11 protein-coding genes are annotated in these 16,264 nt (G+C 62.3%); 6 read left to right on the top strand and 5 right to left on the bottom strand.

Annotated elements, in window-relative coordinates; all coding sequences use genetic code 11:
- Window positions 1–15 precede the first annotated feature (15 nt).
- From QQ992_RS12215 to QQ992_RS12200, 4 genes are all read right to left on the bottom strand, one after another.
- Entirely contained in the window at window positions 16–1,443 is a 1,428-nt protein-coding gene (locus QQ992_RS12215) for a sigma-54-dependent transcriptional regulator (RefSeq protein ID WP_119369822.1), read from the bottom strand.
- Complete coding sequence (locus QQ992_RS12210) at window positions 1,412–2,905, bottom strand: sensor histidine kinase (protein WP_286113565.1); 1,494 nt, start codon at window positions 2,903–2,905, stop codon at window positions 1,412–1,414. Before QQ992_RS12210 ends, QQ992_RS12215 begins: the two co-directional genes overlap by 32 nt.
- 284 nt (window positions 2,906–3,189) lie before the next feature.
- The gene (locus tag QQ992_RS12205) at window positions 3,190–4,650 is read right to left on the bottom strand and encodes a sensor histidine kinase (RefSeq protein WP_286113564.1); all 1,461 of its coding nucleotides are present in this window, start codon (window positions 4,648–4,650) and stop codon (window positions 3,190–3,192) included.
- A gap of 148 nt (window positions 4,651–4,798) precedes the next feature.
- On the bottom strand, window positions 4,799–5,392 hold the full coding sequence (locus QQ992_RS12200) for a lytic transglycosylase domain-containing protein (RefSeq protein WP_286113563.1): 594 nt from the start codon (window positions 5,390–5,392) through the stop codon (window positions 4,799–4,801).
- 185 nt (window positions 5,393–5,577) lie between these two features.
- Between QQ992_RS12200 and gspG the strand changes: the two genes are divergently transcribed.
- The gene (gene gspG / locus QQ992_RS12195) at window positions 5,578–6,003 is read left to right on the top strand and encodes a type II secretion system major pseudopilin GspG (protein WP_003253843.1); all 426 of its coding nucleotides are present in this window, start codon (window positions 5,578–5,580) and stop codon (window positions 6,001–6,003) included.
- Between the two features lie 11 nt (window positions 6,004–6,014).
- Window positions 6,015–7,205 (top strand): type II secretion system F family protein, encoded by a 1,191-nt coding sequence (locus tag QQ992_RS12190; protein WP_119369815.1) that lies wholly within the window; start codon window positions 6,015–6,017, stop codon window positions 7,203–7,205.
- Between the two features lie 322 nt (window positions 7,206–7,527).
- Here QQ992_RS12190 and QQ992_RS12185 read toward each other — a convergent pair whose 3' ends face one another.
- Window positions 7,528–8,448, bottom strand: a complete 921-nt coding sequence (locus QQ992_RS12185; RefSeq protein ID WP_286113561.1) for an RHS repeat-associated core domain-containing protein — start codon at window positions 8,446–8,448, stop codon at window positions 7,528–7,530.
- Window positions 8,449–8,896: 448 nt separating this feature from the next.
- Here QQ992_RS12185 and mexE point away from each other — a divergent pair, with 448 nt between their 5' ends.
- From mexE to QQ992_RS12165, 4 genes are all read left to right on the top strand, one after another.
- Window positions 8,897–10,138, top strand: a complete 1,242-nt coding sequence (gene mexE / locus QQ992_RS12180) for a multidrug efflux RND transporter periplasmic adaptor subunit MexE (protein WP_286113559.1) — start codon at window positions 8,897–8,899, stop codon at window positions 10,136–10,138.
- 12 nt (window positions 10,139–10,150) lie between these two features.
- Entirely contained in the window at window positions 10,151–13,330 is a 3,180-nt protein-coding gene (locus QQ992_RS12175) for an efflux RND transporter permease subunit (protein ID WP_105947621.1), read from the top strand.
- Entirely contained in the window at window positions 13,327–14,742 is a 1,416-nt protein-coding gene (locus tag QQ992_RS12170; protein WP_110742095.1) for an efflux transporter outer membrane subunit, read from the top strand. The genes QQ992_RS12175 and QQ992_RS12170 overlap by 4 nt, the downstream gene beginning before the upstream one ends.
- A gap of 434 nt (window positions 14,743–15,176) precedes the next feature.
- Window positions 15,177–16,232, top strand: coding sequence for a tetratricopeptide repeat protein (locus QQ992_RS12165; protein ID WP_286113557.1), 1,056 nt, complete (start codon window positions 15,177–15,179; stop codon window positions 16,230–16,232).
- Window positions 16,233–16,264 lie beyond the last annotated feature (32 nt).

Here is a 16,264-nt window from a genome sequence, read left to right as displayed (position 1 = left end):
CCATAGCGCCGAAGGTCACCACTGGCGCTTGTCTGGCCGCGTCAGCCCCAGCTTTTCGATGCGGTACCGCAGCATGTCCCGCGACAGCCCCAGCATCCGCGCCGACTTGGTCACGTTCCAGTCCGTACGGTCCAGGGTCTTGCACACCAGGTCGCGCTCCATGTCGGGCAGGCTGGTGCCTGGTTCCGGCTCGTGCCGTGGCATTTCGAACATTGCCGGGGCCTGCTGGGCTGCCAATGGCTCGTCGATCAACGTCATGCACAGGTTCAGCTGGTGCGCCTGCACCACTTCGTTCGGTGCCAGCAGCACGGTCTGCTCCAGCATGTTGCGCAGTTCGCGCACATTGCCTGGCCAGCTGTAGCCCAGCATCAGGCTTTCGGCTTCGGCGGAAAAACGCAGGTTCGGCTTGCCATAACGCCGGCCATGGTGGGCCAGGAAATGCCGGGCCAACAGCAAAATGTCCTGCCCACGGGCATACAGGCGCGGCACCTTCAGGGCGATGATGCGCAGGCGGAAGAACAGGTCGCGGCGGAACTTGCCCTGCTGCACCATCTGCTCCAGGTTGCAGTTGGTGGCGCTGATCACCCGCAGGTCAACCTTGCGCTCCTTCACCGCACCAATCCGGCGGATGCTGCGGTCTTCCAGCAGCTTGAGCAGCTTGGCCTGCAGCACCAGGTCCATCTCGCCAATCTCGTCGAGGAACAAGGTGCCGCCATCGGCCGCCTCCACCAGGCCTACCCGGCGCTCCTTGGCGTCGGTGAATGCACCCTTCTCGTGGCCGAACAGTTCGGCCTCCAGCAGGTTGGCCGGGATCGAGGCGCAGTTGAACTCGATGAACGGCCCCTTGCTGCGCGTGCCATCGAAATGCAGGGCGCGGGCCACCAGTTCCTTGCCGGTACCGGTTTCGCCTTCGACCAGCACCGGTGGCAGGTCGTCACTGGCCATTCGCCGTTCGGCATCCAGCACCTGGCGCAGGGTGTGCTTGAGGGTCAGCATCGTTGGCGACTCGCCGATCAACGCCTGCAACCCGGACTTCTGCGCCTCTCGCTCCTGGTAGAACGACAGCGTGCGCTCCATGCGCTCGGCAGCCAGGGCCTTGTCCAGGGTCAGTTTGAGTTCGGCCAGCACCACGGGCTTGCTCAGGTAATGGAAGGCGCCCTCCTTCATCGCCTGCACGGCATCTTCGACATTGCCGTAGCCGGTCATCATGATCACTTTCAGGTCTGGCACCTGTGCCACCAAGGTCCGCAGCAGGTCGTGCCCGCTCATGCCAGGCAGCGAGTTGTCGGTCAGCACCGCGTCGGGCCGGGCCCGCTTGATCTGCTCCAGCGCCAGCTCCGCGCTATGGCATACGGTGACCTCGTAGCCCTTGAGGCTGAGGTAGGTGCGAATGTTGTCGGCGAGAATTTCATCATCCTCGACTACCAGGATGCTGTGCTCCATGGTCCCCTCCCGCTGCGATATTGAATGTAAGGCTGACGCGGGTTCCTTCCTCTTCGCGGCTGCTCAGGCTGACCGAGCCGCCAAAACGTTCCATGATGCGTTTGACCAGGGCCAGGCCTACACCGAGGCCACCCTGTTTGGTCGTGAAGAACGGCTTGAACACCATCCGTTCCTGCTGTTGGCTCATGCCCTTGCCCGTGTCGGTGAGCACGAACTCGGCACGCAGGCCACCCTGCACGTTGACCTGGGCATTCAACATACCGCCGGAGGGCATGGCCTCCAGGGCGTTGGAAAACAGGCTGTTGAGAATTTGCGTCAACTGCAACGGCTGGCTGGCCACCCACTGCACGTCAGGCCCCTCGAAATGGAAGCGCACGCCGTTTCGTTCGATCTGCTGGGCAAAGGCCAGGTGGGTGTCTTCGATGGCGGCCACCAGGTCCACGGCTTCAGGTTCGTCGCTGGTCGGGCGCAACGACACCAGCAGGTCGCGTACCCAGCGCGACATACGGTCGACCTGGCTGATGATGTCGGTGATGTTCTTCTGCGCGGCAACGTTGGCGGTTTCCTGGGCCAGCTCGGCGCTCGAGCGGATGTTGGCCAGTGGGTTGCGCAAGCTATGGGCTACCGCCGACGACATCTCGCCCAGCGCCACGTAGGTTTCGCTGGCCACCAGCCGGTCCTGTTGCAGGTGCAGCATCTGCGCGGCCCGGCGCACGATCCAGAACAGCCCGAAATAGATGAGCGCCCCGCCCACCAAGGTCGACGCCCAGATCAGCACATAGCCCCGCTGGATGCGCCGCACCAGGTCCTGTGGCTCTTTGTAGATTTCCACCATGGCCAATACCTGCTCGCCCTGGCTGTCGAACAGCGGAATGTAGTTTTCGATGAACAGGTAGCGCGGTTCACGCTGAAACTTCTGTTCTTCGCGATCTTCCTCGGCCTTGTGGTAGCTGGCCGACACCGCCTTGCGCGACCGGAAGGCACGGTCGAGGTCACCGTCGGCTTCTATCCGCTTGCCGATCAGCTCGACGTTGGTGGACCAGACGATGGTGCGGTCGCGGGCGTAGACATTGGCCAGCAAGGTATCTGGCAAGTGCTCGACATGGTCCAGGAACTCGACCCGGGTCGACTCGGCCAGTGCGGGGGTGAACTGCAGGTGCTGCAGGTCCAGACGCGGGTCAAGCAGCTCACCCATGGTGGTGCCTGGCGGCAACTGCGAATGGCGCACCTCGGCCTGGGCCATGGCCTGAATGAACTGCGCGGTAAGCATGGCATCGCGCTGCACGCTGTCGCGAACCACGAACCGCGTTGACACATAACCCAACCCGCCCGCCACAGCGGTGATGATCAACAGGCTGATGACCGAAAACCACCGCAGCAGGTTGAACTCACGCAATGGCACAGCCAGACCGCTGGCGGTCGCACCGGGCTTGTCGCGAACTTCGTTTTCCAGCATCTGCATCGCGTGGTTCCCGCACAGGGCGTCCGTTCAGAAATGCTTCAAGGCCAACAGCCAATTGAAAGCACCCCGCCTGGGCAGCCTGATAGCTGCCTTGTGTTGCGTGTTGCGCTCTGCACATCACGTAGCAAGAACTCAGCCAGCCAAAAACAAATCAATAAAAATCAGCAATTTAGAAGGTATTTCCAAACACGGCCTGAGGAAAAACCCCCACATTTGGGTACTTACCACCCAAACCTTATAAAAGCTTTAAATATCAATAGTTTATAAATTTTACTTAATGTTTTCTATAAGCATCCTGCCAAGCGGAACGTCAACGATACCCGCGTACCATGGCCCTCGCTGCTGCTGAGCCGAACCGAACCGCCGAAGCGCTCCATGATGCGTTTCACCAGCACCAGGCCCACCCCTAGCCCACCCTGTTTGGTGGTGAAGAACGGCCGGAAGGCCATGCGTTGCTGCTCTTCGCTCATGCCCTTGCCATTGTCGGACAGGCGCAGTGTCAGGCAGCGCCGGTTCTGGCGCACTACCTCGATACGCAGACGCCCGCCCTGCTCCATCGACTCCAGGGCATTGGCAACCAGGCTGCTGAACACCTGCCGCAGTAACGCCGGGTGCCCCAATACCTGCACTCCCGGTAACGGTTGCAGGTCAAGGCTTACCCCACTGCGTGCCAACGGCACGGCATAGGTCTGCAAGCTTTCCTGCAACGCCTGTGGCAAGTCCACCGCCACCGCCTCGTCGTTCAGCGGGCGCAGCGACTGCAGCATCTGGCGGATCCACTGCGACATGCGATCGACCTGGCTGATGATATCGTTGACTTGGCGTTGCGCCGGGCCGTCGTCGAACGCCTGGGCCAGCTCGGCACTTGAACGGATACTCGCCAGCGGGTTGCGCAGGCTATGGGCCACCGCTGACGACACCTCGCCCAGTGCAACATAGGTCTCGTTGTTGATCAGCCGCTTCTGCTGCACCGCCAGCAACCGCGCGGCACGGTGCATGATGCCGTACAGGCCGATGTAGACCAGCGCGGCCCCCACGGTAATAGCCAGCCATATCAGGATCAGGCCATGCTCGATACGCACGATCAGGTCATGGGGCTCTTTATAGATTTCGACCATCGCCGTGACGTTCTCGCCATCGGCATCGAACAGGGGAATGTAGTTTTCGATGAACAGCTGCTCGGGCGGCGTAACGAATTTCTGCTCGGCGCGGGCCTGTTCGAAGTTATGGTAGCTGGCCGAGACCCGCATCTTGTACTCGAAGGCCCGCTCCAGGTCGTCGTCGCCATTGATCAGCTTGCCGATCAGCGCCGGGTTGCTGGACCAGATCACCGTACGGTCCGGCGCATAGATATTGGCCAGCAGCATGTCGGGCAGGTGGGCGATATGGTCGAGGAACTCGCCGCGCGCCTTGCGCCGGGCATCCGGGTCGACATCGGGCAAGTTGCTGCGGTCGGTGCGCGGGTCTAGCAGCTCGCCCATGGTGCGCACGTTGGGGATCGACACATGGCGTACTTCGGCGTCGGCGATGGAGGTGATGAACTGCGCGGTGAGCAAGGCATCGCGCTCCACGCTCTCATCGATGATGAAACGGCTGGAAATCAGCCCCAGCCCGGCAGCCACCGACAGGATGATGGCCAGGCTGACCCAGGCATACCAGCGTAAAAGGTTGAACGGCTTGCGGGGGGCAGCCAGCTCGTTACCGGCAGGCACTTCGATGGCGTCGGAACGAGGGGCGATGTCCATGGCGGACTCCACATCTGGGCACCTTCAGAAGGTTATAGCCCAGAGTTGGGGAAACCATAGTGTTAAATTGATGGCATCCGCCGAAGGGTAACGTTTTTTTCACTTCGTACAACCGGGCACTGCAGAGCGGCAGCCGTACCCGATCCCGTCAGAGAGAGCCATCGTCTGCCAACCCCTGCAATTTGCGGTATTCGCGCAGCACAGCAGGTACATAACGGCGGGTTTCGGCATACGGCGGCACCGCACCGCGCCGCAACACGGCATCAGGCCCCGCGTTGTAAGCCGCCACGGCCAGGGTGATGTCGTTGTCAAACAGGGTCAACATGCGCTTCAGGTAGCGGGCCCCACCTTGCACGTTGTCTTCCGGGTCCAGGCGGTCTTCCACGCCCATCTCGCGAGCGGTATCGGGCATCAGTTGCATCAACCCCACCGCACCCGTCGGCGAACGGGCCTTGGGGTTATAGCCGGACTCGGCCTTGATCAGCGCGTGCAACAACGCCGGGGGCACATTGTGGATGCGTGCCGCAGTGGCGACCACCTCGGCATAGGGGCGGCCAGTGATCATCTGCGCATTGGCCGGGCCAGCCTGGGCCAGCGGTTCGTTGATCACCTTTTCATAGTGGCGTCCGGGCCGATGAACGTTGGTCAGTACGTAGCCACCCTTGGCATCGATTGAGATGTACACATCAGCCTGGGCAGCCCCTGCCGTCAGCCAGATCAAACCGAGGATGAGTCCACGCATGTCGGTCGCCTCTTCGTCGTGGCCCCCGATGTGGGGGAAATGCCCCGGAAAACCCGAGGTCGATGACCACGACGCAAGCACTGTGCCGCTTCCTGTGCCGCATGGCGCAAGGCCCCGAGGCAGACGTGCATGGCTGTTGCATGGTGCCTGTCAACGCGTGTTCCCATGCAGTGGAGGGCTTCACCATGCAGCGCAGAACCAACCCGCAACGTGGCTTCACCCTGCTTGAACTCCTGGTGGTACTGGTGGTGCTCGGCCTGTTGGCCGGCATCGTCGCGCCCAAATACTTCAGCCAGCTCGGCCGCTCCGAGGCCAAGGTGGCACGGGCGCAGATCGAGGGGCTGAGCAAGGCCCTGGACCTGTACCGCCTGGAAGTCGGTCACTACCCCAACAGTGAGCAAGGCTTGCAGGCCCTGGTGGTTGCCCCCAGTGGCGAGGCTCGCTGGACCGGCCCGTATCTGCAGAAGGCCGTGCCGCAAGACCCATGGGGCCGGCCCTATATCTACCGGCAACCCGGCGAGAACGGCGGTGAATACGACCTGCTGTCGATGGGCAAGGACGGCCAGCCGGGTGGTGACGGGGAAAACGCCGAAATTACCAGCTGGCAGTAAGGAGAACGGCCATGCGCTACAGCCTCAAGGCCCTGGGCAGACAGGGTGTGGTGCAGTTGCAGATCGACGCCGAGGACGCCGACCAGGCCCGCCGCCAGGCCGAGGACCAAGGCCTGCGCGTGCTCAGCCTGCGCAGCAACGGCGGCGCCTTGCGCGGCATGGCCTGGCGCCGCGAGGCGGCGTTTGACCTGGTGCTGTTCAGCCAGGAGCTGTCGACCCTGCTCAATGCCGGCCTGCCGTTGATCGACGCACTGGAAAGCCTGGCCGAAAAGGCCCCCGCTGCGGCCACACGCAAGGTGCTGGGCGAGCTGGTGCGCCAGCTGTACGAAGGCCGCTCGCTGTCCCAGGCGCTGGGCCAACAACCCCGGGTGTTCCCGCCGCTGTATGTGGCGCTGGTGCAGTCCAGCGAACGCACCGGTGCGCTGGGCGACGCCCTCGCCCGCTACATCAGCTATCGCCAGCGCCTGGACCTGGTCCGGCAAAAGCTGGTGGGCGCATCGGTTTACCCCTTGCTGCTGTTGCTTGTAGGCGGCGGCGTGGTGCTGTTCCTGCTCGGCTACGTGGTGCCGCGTTTCAGCCAGGTGTTCGAAGGCATGGGCACCGAGTTGCCCTGGCTGTCACGGGTGTTGATGCAGATCGGTCTGTTCCTGCACGCGCAGCAACTGCCACTGGCGCTGGGCACTGCAGGTGGCATCACGGCGCTGTGGCTGCTGCGCCGCCACCCTCGGGTACGACGCTGGGCATCCTGTCAGTTGCGCCGGCTGCCAGCGCTGCATCAACGTTTGATGATGTACGAACTGGCGCGCTTCTATCGCTCGCTGGGCATCCTGCTGCAAGGTGGCATTCCCATCCTCACCGCCATGGGCATGGCTCGCGGCCTGCTCGGCAGTGCCGCCGGCCAAGGCCTGGCACAGGCCAGCCAGCGGGTGGGCGAAGGGTTGCCACTGTCCGATGCGCTGGAGGCCGGGCACCTGGTTACCCCGGTGTCGCTGCGCTTGCTGCGGGCCGGCGAGCAGTCCGGCAACCTGGGCGAGATGCTGGAGCGCTGCGCCGACTTCCACGACCAGGAAATCGGCCGCTGGGTGGAGTGGTTCGTCAAATTGTTCGAACCGCTGCTGATGACGTTCATCGGCCTGCTGATCGGCCTGATCGTGATTCTTATGTACATGCCGATCTTTGAACTGGCTTCAAGCATTCACTGAATCGCCAGGCCCAAGCTTCGGCGTGATGTAGCGCGTTCATATTCGGTGCGCTGATGGATGATAACGGCGAGCGGGCCAACATGAGCGCTTCGTAGCTGACTCAGATGGGCTGGCAGGCAGCGGTGCTCGATGGCGTGTCGGCCCAGACCTCAGCGAAACCGGCGGCTGGTAGGCTCCACAGCCTGCTCTGCCCACAGTCACGAGGACTGCTGTTTTGAAATGAGAAAACTGAGGTTGCCGTACGGCAGCCTCAGTAAGAAGATCACAGGGCAAATCAATGAAGGAGATGAACACTTCTGTCGTGAGGCAACCTGCCCGGCGGCTAACCTGGCTTGGACCCCGAGCGAATTAAAGAATTGACACTACTTGCAATTTTTTTGACTGAGCGCTCATAACCTTGACCCAAAGTATAGGAATGAAGATGATCATTTGGTGACAAACCTAATTCCTCGGCCGTCATAAACACAATCGTCTCACTTGTAATGAATTTTTTGATTTTTCTCTTAGCGGACGACAGGTCTTCCATCCTTGATCCGTCCATCACAGGCAAATTCGCGTACGCTTGCTTCGAGTTTTCTTTTGCAGTCTTCAAGTCGATGGTCCGGGTTTGATGCGCCGGTATGGCATCCTTGATACCAAGAAGTTTTGCAGTTAGGGGGGATGAGTCCCCCCCGGAACTTCCCACACCCCGATTCAAACGCTCTCTGCCTTGGGGACTCGAGCGAACTATGGGTTTGGAGCTTTGCGCTATACCTAATCCAGTATCAGGTGAACGTCTCTGCGGCCGGACTCGCATGTGCCCACTGGCATCTGTATAATTTATCGGATCGCCAATGCAATATGAGTAGCTATTGACCCCACCTGCATCGAATGGAGAAAAGCTGTCAGGGCTATTGAAACGCATGAGTGATGTACTATAGGTACGATACCCGTCACCCGAAAAGTAACAATTATTCAGCTGGCGATGCATTCCAGAAAAACCCAACAAGGATTGAGCAAGGCAGCCCGACAAGCTATACCCGTATGGCGTATAACTGATAAACCGTGAGCAGCTATTTTTAGTTATCGAATGCTGAGCATCTATAGCCAACAGCGAAACCATTCCACCAGCCGCCTGCAACTCTCGCTCAGCCAATGGCAATTCTTTAAATCTCAGAAAACTTCGTTTTTCATCGAAAAGCACTTCGGCGGACAGATAACCTGCTTGATAAAATATGCGTGAGGAACTCGCTGATTTTTTCATTGAGCTGCGCTGACCTATCTCCGATTGGCATTCAAGGATTACCGAACACAGAACCGGTAAGCAACTAGCAAAAATGACAGTTTTTTACGAAGCTAGATCATCCCACTCCTCATGCATCGGGCAAGCGCGCCCTTGGCGACACCGTTTTGCCAAGTAGCCTCATGGCGTCACGACGCGCGTCGACGAGCTGAGATTGGCAGCAACGCTTGGGCGCACCATTGCAGCTCTAACCCGTTCTTGCAGACGCGGGCACTGCTTGAGGTTGATGCGATTCCCCTGAGATAGAGATGGGCTGGGAAGCAGCCCCAACATCCCGACCATGCCGCAAATCGATGAATGCCCCACACATATCATTCAGCGTGATAATAACCTTCGCCCCGTTCGATTCGTGCCTCACGCGCAACACACTCACACTCCGCCCACTACTAATACATTGGCGGAGTTCTCCATGGAACAATCACTCAAACCCTTGCGCTTTCCCCTCGCTGCCCTGGCAGTGGTGGTGATCAGCGCTTGCGGTCGAACCCCAGACGCCGTGCAGGCTCCCGCCGCGCCGAAGGTCAGTGTGGCCAAGGTGATCGAGCAACCGATCAACGAATGGGACGAGTTCACCGGCCGCCTCGAAGCCCCGGAAACCGTCGAAGTGCGCCCACGGGTTTCTGGCCAGATCGACCAGGTGGCCTTCACCGAAGGCGCCCAGGTCAAGAAAGGCGACCTGCTGTTCCAGATCGACCCTCGCCCGTTCCAGGCTGAAGTCCGCCGCCTTGAAGCCCAGCTGCAACAGGCCAAGGCCACTGCCATTCGCAGTGCCAACGAAGCCCGCCGTGGCGAACGCCTGCGTGACAGCAACGCCATCTCCGCCGAGCTGGCCGAATCGCGCAGCAGCGCTGCCGCCGAAGCCCGTGCCGGGGTCGATGCCATTCAGGCCCAGCTTGATCTGGCACGCCTTAACCTCAGCTTCACCCGCGTCACCGCGCCTATCAGCGGCCGTGTCAGCCGCGCCGAGTTCACCGCCGGCAACATCGTCAGCGCCGATGTCACCCCGCTGACCAGCGTGGTCTCCACCGACAAGGTCTACGCCTACTTCGACGCCGACGAGCGCGTGTACCTCAAGTACACCCAGCTGGCACGCGAAGGCCAGCGTGGCCAGAGCACCCCGGTGTACCTGGGCCTGACCAACGAAAGCGGCAACCCACACCTGGGCCAGATGAACTTCGTCGACAACCAGGTCAACCCGCGCACCGGCACCATCCGTGGCCGTGCGGTGTTCGACAACAGCGACGGCCAGTTCACCCCGGGCCTGTATGCGCGCCTGAAACTGGTGGGCAGCGCCCAGTACGACGCCGTGCTGATCAACGACGAAGCCGTGGGCACCGACCTTGGCAAGAAGTTCGTGCTGGTCATGGACAAGGACAACAAGGCTGCCTACCGCGCCGTGGAGCTGGGGCCGAAGCTGGAAGGCCTGCGCATCGTGCGCAGCGGCCTGGGCAAGGATGACCGCATCGTGGTCAAGGGCCTGCAGCGCGTGCGTCCTGGTTCACCGGTAACGCCGATCGATACCCAAATGGCCAGCGAACAGACCCTCGCCGCCCTCGCCCAGCAGCGCCAGGCCCTTGAGGCCAGCAACCCGGCGCCGAAGGTGGCGGGCAATAACGTGAAAGTCGCCAGCGCCCAGGCGCCACGCGGTTAAGGGACCACACCGATGAACTTCTCGAAATTCTTCATTACCCGGCCAATCTTCGCCGCGGTGCTGTCGCTGGTACTGCTGATTGCGGGTTCGATCTCGCTGTTCCAGCTGCCAATCAGCGAATACCCCGAAGTGGTCCCGCCAACCGTGGTGGTGCGCGCCAACTTCCCTGGCGCCAACCCCAAGGTCATCGGCGAAACCGTCGCCGCGCCGCTGGAGCAGGCCATTACCGGTGTGGAGAACATGCTGTACATGTCCTCCCAGTCCACCGCTGACGGCAAGCTGACGCTGACCATCACCTTCGCCCTGGGCACCGACCTGGACAACGCCCAGGTACAGGTGCAGAACCGCGTCACCCGCACCCAGCCCAAGCTGCCCGAGGAAGTGACCCGCATCGGTATCACCGTCGACAAGGCGTCGCCCGACCTGACCATGGTCGTGCACCTGACCTCGCCGGACAACCGCTACGACATGCTCTACCTGTCCAACTACGCCATCCTCAACATCAAGGACGAGCTGGCGCGCCTGGGCGGCGTGGGCGATGTGCAACTGTTCGGCATGGGCGACTACTCGCTGCGCGTGTGGCTGGACCCGAACAAAACCGCTTCGCGCAACCTCACCGCCAGTGATGTAGTGGCCGCGATCCGCGAGCAGAACCGCCAGGTGGCTGCCGGCCAGCTGGGCGCCCCGCCCGCCCCCGGTTCCACCAGCTTCCAGCTGTCGATCAACACCCAGGGCCGCCTGGTCAACGAGGAAGAGTTCGAAAACATCATCATCCGTGCCGGTGCCGATGGCGAAATCACCCGCCTGAAGGACATCGCCCGGGTCGAACTCGGCTCCAGCCAGTATGCCCTGCGCTCGCTGCTGAACAACCAGCCGGCCGTGGCCATCCCGATCTTCCAGCGCCCCGGTTCCAACGCCATCGAGATCTCCGACGAAGTGCGGGCGAAAATGGCCGAGCTGAAGAAGGACTTCCCGGAAGGGATGGACTACAGCATCGTCTATGACCCGACCATCTTCGTGCGCGGTTCCATCGAAGCAGTGGTGCACACCCTGTTCGAAGCGCTGGTGCTGGTGGTGCTGGTGGTGATCCTGTTCCTGCAAACCTGGCGTGCCTCGATCATCCCGCTGCTGGCTGTGCCGGTGTCGCTGATCGGTACCTTTGCAGTCATGCACCTGTTCGGCTTCTCGCTCAACGCCTTGTCACTCTTCGGCCTGGTGCTGGCCATCGGTATCGTGGTGGACGACGCCATCGTCGTGGTGGAAAACGTCGAACGTAACATCGGGCTGGGCCTGAAACCGCTGGAAGCCACGCAAAAAGCCATGAGCGAAGTGACCGGGCCGATCATCGCCACGGCGCTGGTGCTGTGCGCCGTGTTCGTGCCGGCAGCGTTCATTTCCGGCCTTACCGGGCAGTTCTACAAGCAGTTCGCCCTGACCATTGCCATTTCCACCGTGATTTCGGCCTTCAACTCGCTGACCCTGTCGCCGGCCCTGGCTGCCGTGCTGCTCAAGGACCACCACGCACCCAAGGACCGTTTCTCGCGCATCCTGGAAAAACTGCTGGGCAGCTGGCTGTTCGCGCCGTTCAACCGCTTCTTCGACCGTGCCTCCAACCGCTACGTCGGCGGTGTGCGCCGGGTCATCCGCTCCAGTGGCATCGCGCTGTTCGTGTACGCCGGCCTGATGGGCCTGACCTACCTGGGCTTCTCGTCCACCCCGACCGGTTTCGTGCCGGCGCAGGACAAGCAGTACCTGGTGGCCTTCGCCCAGCTGCCTGACGCCGCCAGCCTTGACCGCACCGAGGCGGTGATCAAGCGCATGAGCGAAATTGCCCTGAAGCAACCCGGTGTTGCCGACTCGGTAGCCTTCCCGGGCCTGTCAATCAACGGTTTCACCAACAGCCCGAACAGCGGCATCGTGTTCACCCCGCTCAAGCCGTTCGATGAGCGCAAGGACCCGAGCCAGTCGGCGGCGGCCATCGCGGCTGCACTGAATGCCCAGTTCGCCGACATTCAGGATGCCTACATCGCCATCTTCCCACCGCCGCCGGTACAGGGCCTGGGCACCATTGGTGGCTTCCGCCTGCAAATCGAAGACCGTGGCAACCTGGGTTACGAGGCGCTGTACAAGGAAACCCAGAACATCATCGCCAAAAGCCACAACGTGCCAGAGCTGGCAGGCCTGTTCACCAGCTACCAGGTCAACGTGCCGCAAGTCGATGCCGCCATCGACCGGGAAAAGGCCAAGACCCACGGGGTGGCGATCACCGACATCTTCGACACCCTGCAGGTTTACCTGGGCTCGCTGTACACCAACGACTTCAACCGCTTTGGCCGCACCTACCAGGTCAACGTCCAGGCCGAGCAGCAGTTCCGCCTCGATGCCGAGCAGATCGGCCAGTTGAAGGTGCGTAACAACCTGGGCGAGATGATCCCGCTGGCGACCTTCCTCAAGGTCAGCGACACCTCCGGGCCGGACCGGGTCATGCACTACAACGGCTTCATCACCGCAGAAATCAACGGCGCCGCCGCCCCGGGCTACAGCTCTGGCCAGGCCGAAGCTGCGATCGAGAAACTGCTGAAAGAGGAACTGCCCAACGGCATGACCTTCGAGTGGACCGACCTGACCTACCAGCAGATCCTCTCGGGCAATACCGCACTGCTGGTGTTCCCGCTGTGCGTACTGCTGGCGTTCCTGGTACTGGCTGCCCAGTACGAAAGCTGGAGCCTGCCACTGGCGGTGATCCTGATCGTGCCGATGACCCTGCTGTCGGCCATTACCGGTGTGATCGTGTCAGGTGGCGACAACAACATCTTCACCCAGATCGGTTTGATCGTACTGGTGGGCCTGGCGTGCAAGAACGCGATCCTGATCGTCGAGTTCGCCAAGGATGAGCAAGCCAAAGGCCTCGACCCGCTGGCTGCGGTGCTGGAAGCCTGCCGCCTGCGTCTGCGGCCGATCCTGATGACCTCGATCGCCTTCATCATGGGTGTGGTGCCACTGGTGTTCAGCTCCGGTGCGGGTTCGGAAATGCGCCATGCCATGGGTGTGGCAGTGTTCTCGGGGATGATCGGCGTGACCGTGTTCGGCCTGTTCCTGACCCCGGTGTTCTTCTTCCTGATTCGCCGTTTCGTCGAGCGTCGCCAGGCCCGCAAGGCCGAACACGTTCAAGTGCTGGAGAACCATGCATGAACCTGCTCAAGCCCCTGACCCCAAGCCTGCTGGCACTGGCCCTCGCAGCCTGTGCGGTAGGCCCGGACTACCAGGCCCCGGCCACCGAACCTGCACAGCTGAACAGCGACGTGCAGGCCAAGGCCTACGACCGTAGCCGCTTCGAAAGCCTGTGGTGGAAGCAGTTCGATGACCCAGTGCTGAACCAGCTGGTGCAGGCCTCGCTCGACGGCAACCGTGATTTGCGCGTGGCCTTCGCCCGTTTGAAATCGGCCCGCTCGATCCGTGAAGACGCCGAGAACGATCAGTTCCCGGTGGTCACCAGCCGCGCCAGCAGCGACATTGGCAAGGGCCAGATCCCCGGCCAGACCACGCAGCGGGTGAACAGCGAGCGCTATGACCTGGGCCTGGACATGGCCTGGGAGCTTGACCTGTTCGGCCGCATCCAGCGCCAGATCGAGGCCAGCGAAGCCCAGGAAGCGGCAGCCGCCGCCGACCTGCAGCAGTTGCAGGTCAGCCTGATCGCCGAGCTGGTCGATGCCTACGGGCAGCTACGCGGTGCCCAGTTGCGCGAGAAGATCGCCCTGGCCAACCTCAAGACCCAGCAAGAATCGCGGACCATTACCGAAACCCTGCGCGATGCCGGTGTGGGCAACGACCTGGACGTGGTGCGTGCCGATGCACGCCTGGCCGGGGTCGAGGCCACTGTGCCGCAACTGCAAGCTGAACAGGCACGGGCGCGTCATCGCATTGCCACCCTGCTCGGCCAGCGCCCAGAGGCACTCAGCGTAGACCTGTCGCCCAAGGCCCTGCCGGCCATCGCCAAGGCGTTGCCGGTAGGCGATCCGGGCGAACTGCTGCGCCGCCGCCCGGATATCCGCAGCGCCGAACGCCAACTGGCGGCCGCCACCGCCAACGTAGGCGTAGCCACGGCAGACCTGTTCCCCCGCGTCAGCCTCAGCGGCTTCCTGGGCTTTACCGCCGCGCGCGGCTCGCAAATCGGCTCTTCGGCCGCCAATGCCTGGGCACTGGGCCCAAGCATTACCTGGGCGGCCTTCGACCTGGGCAGCGTGCGGGCCCGCCTGCGCGGCGCCAAGGCCGATGCCGAAGGGGCGCTGGCCAATTACGAGCAGCAGGTATTGCTGGCCCTGGAAGAGTCGGCCAATGCCTTCAGCGATTACGACAAGACCCAGCAGCGGCTGCTGTCGCTGATGCGCCAGAGCGATGCCAGCCGCAAGGCGGCAGAGCTGGCCTCGATCCGCTATCGCGAAGGGACGGTCGACTACCTGGTGCTGCTCGATGCCGAGCGTGAGCGGTTGAGCGCAGAAGATGCGCAGGCTCAGGGCGAAGTCGAGCTGTACCGCGGCATTGTCTCGATCTACAAGGCCCTGGGCGGCGGCTGGCAACCGGAAACCGTGGCCAGCGCACACTGATACACCCCGTTTCAACGACTCCTTTGGTTGGCTCCTCCCCCAACCGTTTGCCCCGCAGGCCCTGGTCTGCGGGGCTTTTTTACGCCTGTAGATTTTCAGCGCCTGCAAGATCGAGCGCCGCCCGCGCGGCGCATCGCGAGCAAGCTCGCTCCTACATTTGTTTCGGGCCTATTTTTTCCTGTGGGATTTGCGCGCGAACGCCTTGGTGCATGGCTCGGTATCGCGTCGTACAAACAAGGCGGTCGCGCGCGGGCACAGACGTTACTGGCCCGAAACAAATGTAGGAGCGAGCTTGCTCGCGATGCGCCGCGCGGGCGGCGCTCGGTTTACGCTCCAACACAACACCTAAGACAAAAACCTGGCAGCCTTCACTTGGTTGCATTTACCCCCCAGCTGGCCCAAGCTCTGCCCTTCCCGCCGCCACGGATCGTCCGATGCCCAGACGCAACCGCTACCTGATCGCCTTGCTGTTGTTGATCCTGGTATCGGCCCTGTTCGGCTACCTGTGGCGCGACACCCCGCCAGCCGCACCGACCCTGCCGGCACACAGCTACGCCAAGGCATTGCGCCAGGCCCACGACGGCCAGCCCGGTGCGGCACGGGTGCTGTACCAGCAACTGCAACGTAACGACTTGCCCGCCATCCGGCGTGCGGCACTGTACGCCGAGTTGCCCAACTACCCCTCGCCACTGGCATTGAAGCTCGCCCGCCAGGACCTGGAGCATACCGACCCGCTGGTGCGCCGGGCGGCCATTGCCGGTATCCGCCGCCTGTTACCGGCGGCGCAGCGTAGCCTGGTGCTCGGCCCACTGCTGGACGATGACGAGCAAAGCGTGCGGTTTGCCGCCGTGGATGCCCTGCTGGGCCTCGACCCCGACGCCATTGGCCTGTATTTCGGCCCGCTGCAAGCAGCCCTCGAGCAATACCAGCAAGCGCTGGAGCAACAGCCCGAGGATGCCGATGCCCAAGTGCACCTGGCACGCCTTTACCTGCATGAAAACGACTACACCCAGGCCGCCACAGCCCTGCAACGAGCGCTGACGGTCGCCCCCGGCAACCTCGACGCCCTGGCTACTCAGGTACGCCTGCTCGAGCGCCAGGGGCATCACGATGCCTCGCGCCAGGTGTTGGGCCAAGCCTTGGCGCTAAGCCCCGACTCGTCTTTTCTGCAGTACGAGCTAGGGCTTTGGCTGAACCGCCACGAACAGCGCGAATATGCCTTGCTGGCCCTGTCCCGCGCTGTCGAGCTGGAGCCGGACAACACCGACTACCGCTATACCCTGGCCGTTACCCTGCATGAGCTGGGCCAACTCGACGCCGCACAGAAGCAACTGGAAACCGTGCTCAATCGCCAGCCAGCCAACCGCCGGGCGCGGGTGCTGCTGATTCAGTACTGGAAGGAGTCCGGCCAGCTGCAGAACGTGCAGGTGCTGCTGGCCGAGCTGGAGCGGCAAAACCCTGACGACCCCGTGCTGCAACAGGGCTTGTAGGTAACGACTGACTTTTGTTGAACCCTGAGCCT

This window comes from Pseudomonas kurunegalensis (genome assembly GCF_030291635.1).
Classification (GTDB): Bacteria; Pseudomonadota; Gammaproteobacteria; order Pseudomonadales; family Pseudomonadaceae; genus Aquipseudomonas; species Aquipseudomonas monteilii.
Note: the sequence above shows the minus strand (reverse complement) of the source record. Positions and strands in the feature narration are given on the sequence as shown.

What these genes read in the sequence shown, in the direction of transcription:
- QQ992_RS12205 (WP_286113564.1), bottom strand. Translation starts at nt 4,650, where the DNA reads ATGGACATCGCCCCTCGTTCCGACGCCATCGAAGTGCCTGCCGGTAAC.
- QQ992_RS12185 (WP_286113561.1), bottom strand. Translation starts at nt 8,448, where the DNA reads ATGAAAAAATCAGCGAGTTCCTCACGCATATTTTATCAAGCAGGTTAT.
- QQ992_RS12175 (WP_105947621.1), top strand. Translation starts at nt 10,151, where the DNA reads ATGAACTTCTCGAAATTCTTCATTACCCGGCCAATCTTCGCCGCGGTG.
- QQ992_RS12165 (WP_286113557.1), top strand. Translation starts at nt 15,177, where the DNA reads ATGCCCAGACGCAACCGCTACCTGATCGCCTTGCTGTTGTTGATCCTG.
- QQ992_RS12210 (WP_286113565.1), bottom strand. Translation starts at nt 2,905, where the DNA reads ATGCAGATGCTGGAAAACGAAGTTCGCGACAAGCCCGGTGCGACCGCC.
- mexE (WP_286113559.1), top strand. Translation starts at nt 8,897, where the DNA reads ATGGAACAATCACTCAAACCCTTGCGCTTTCCCCTCGCTGCCCTGGCA.
- QQ992_RS12170 (WP_110742095.1), top strand. Translation starts at nt 13,327, where the DNA reads ATGAACCTGCTCAAGCCCCTGACCCCAAGCCTGCTGGCACTGGCCCTC.
- QQ992_RS12190 (WP_119369815.1), top strand. Translation starts at nt 6,015, where the DNA reads ATGCGCTACAGCCTCAAGGCCCTGGGCAGACAGGGTGTGGTGCAGTTG.
- gspG (WP_003253843.1), top strand. Translation starts at nt 5,578, where the DNA reads ATGCAGCGCAGAACCAACCCGCAACGTGGCTTCACCCTGCTTGAACTC.
- QQ992_RS12200 (WP_286113563.1), bottom strand. Translation starts at nt 5,392, where the DNA reads ATGCGTGGACTCATCCTCGGTTTGATCTGGCTGACGGCAGGGGCTGCC.
- QQ992_RS12215 (WP_119369822.1), bottom strand. Translation starts at nt 1,443, where the DNA reads ATGGAGCACAGCATCCTGGTAGTCGAGGATGATGAAATTCTCGCCGAC.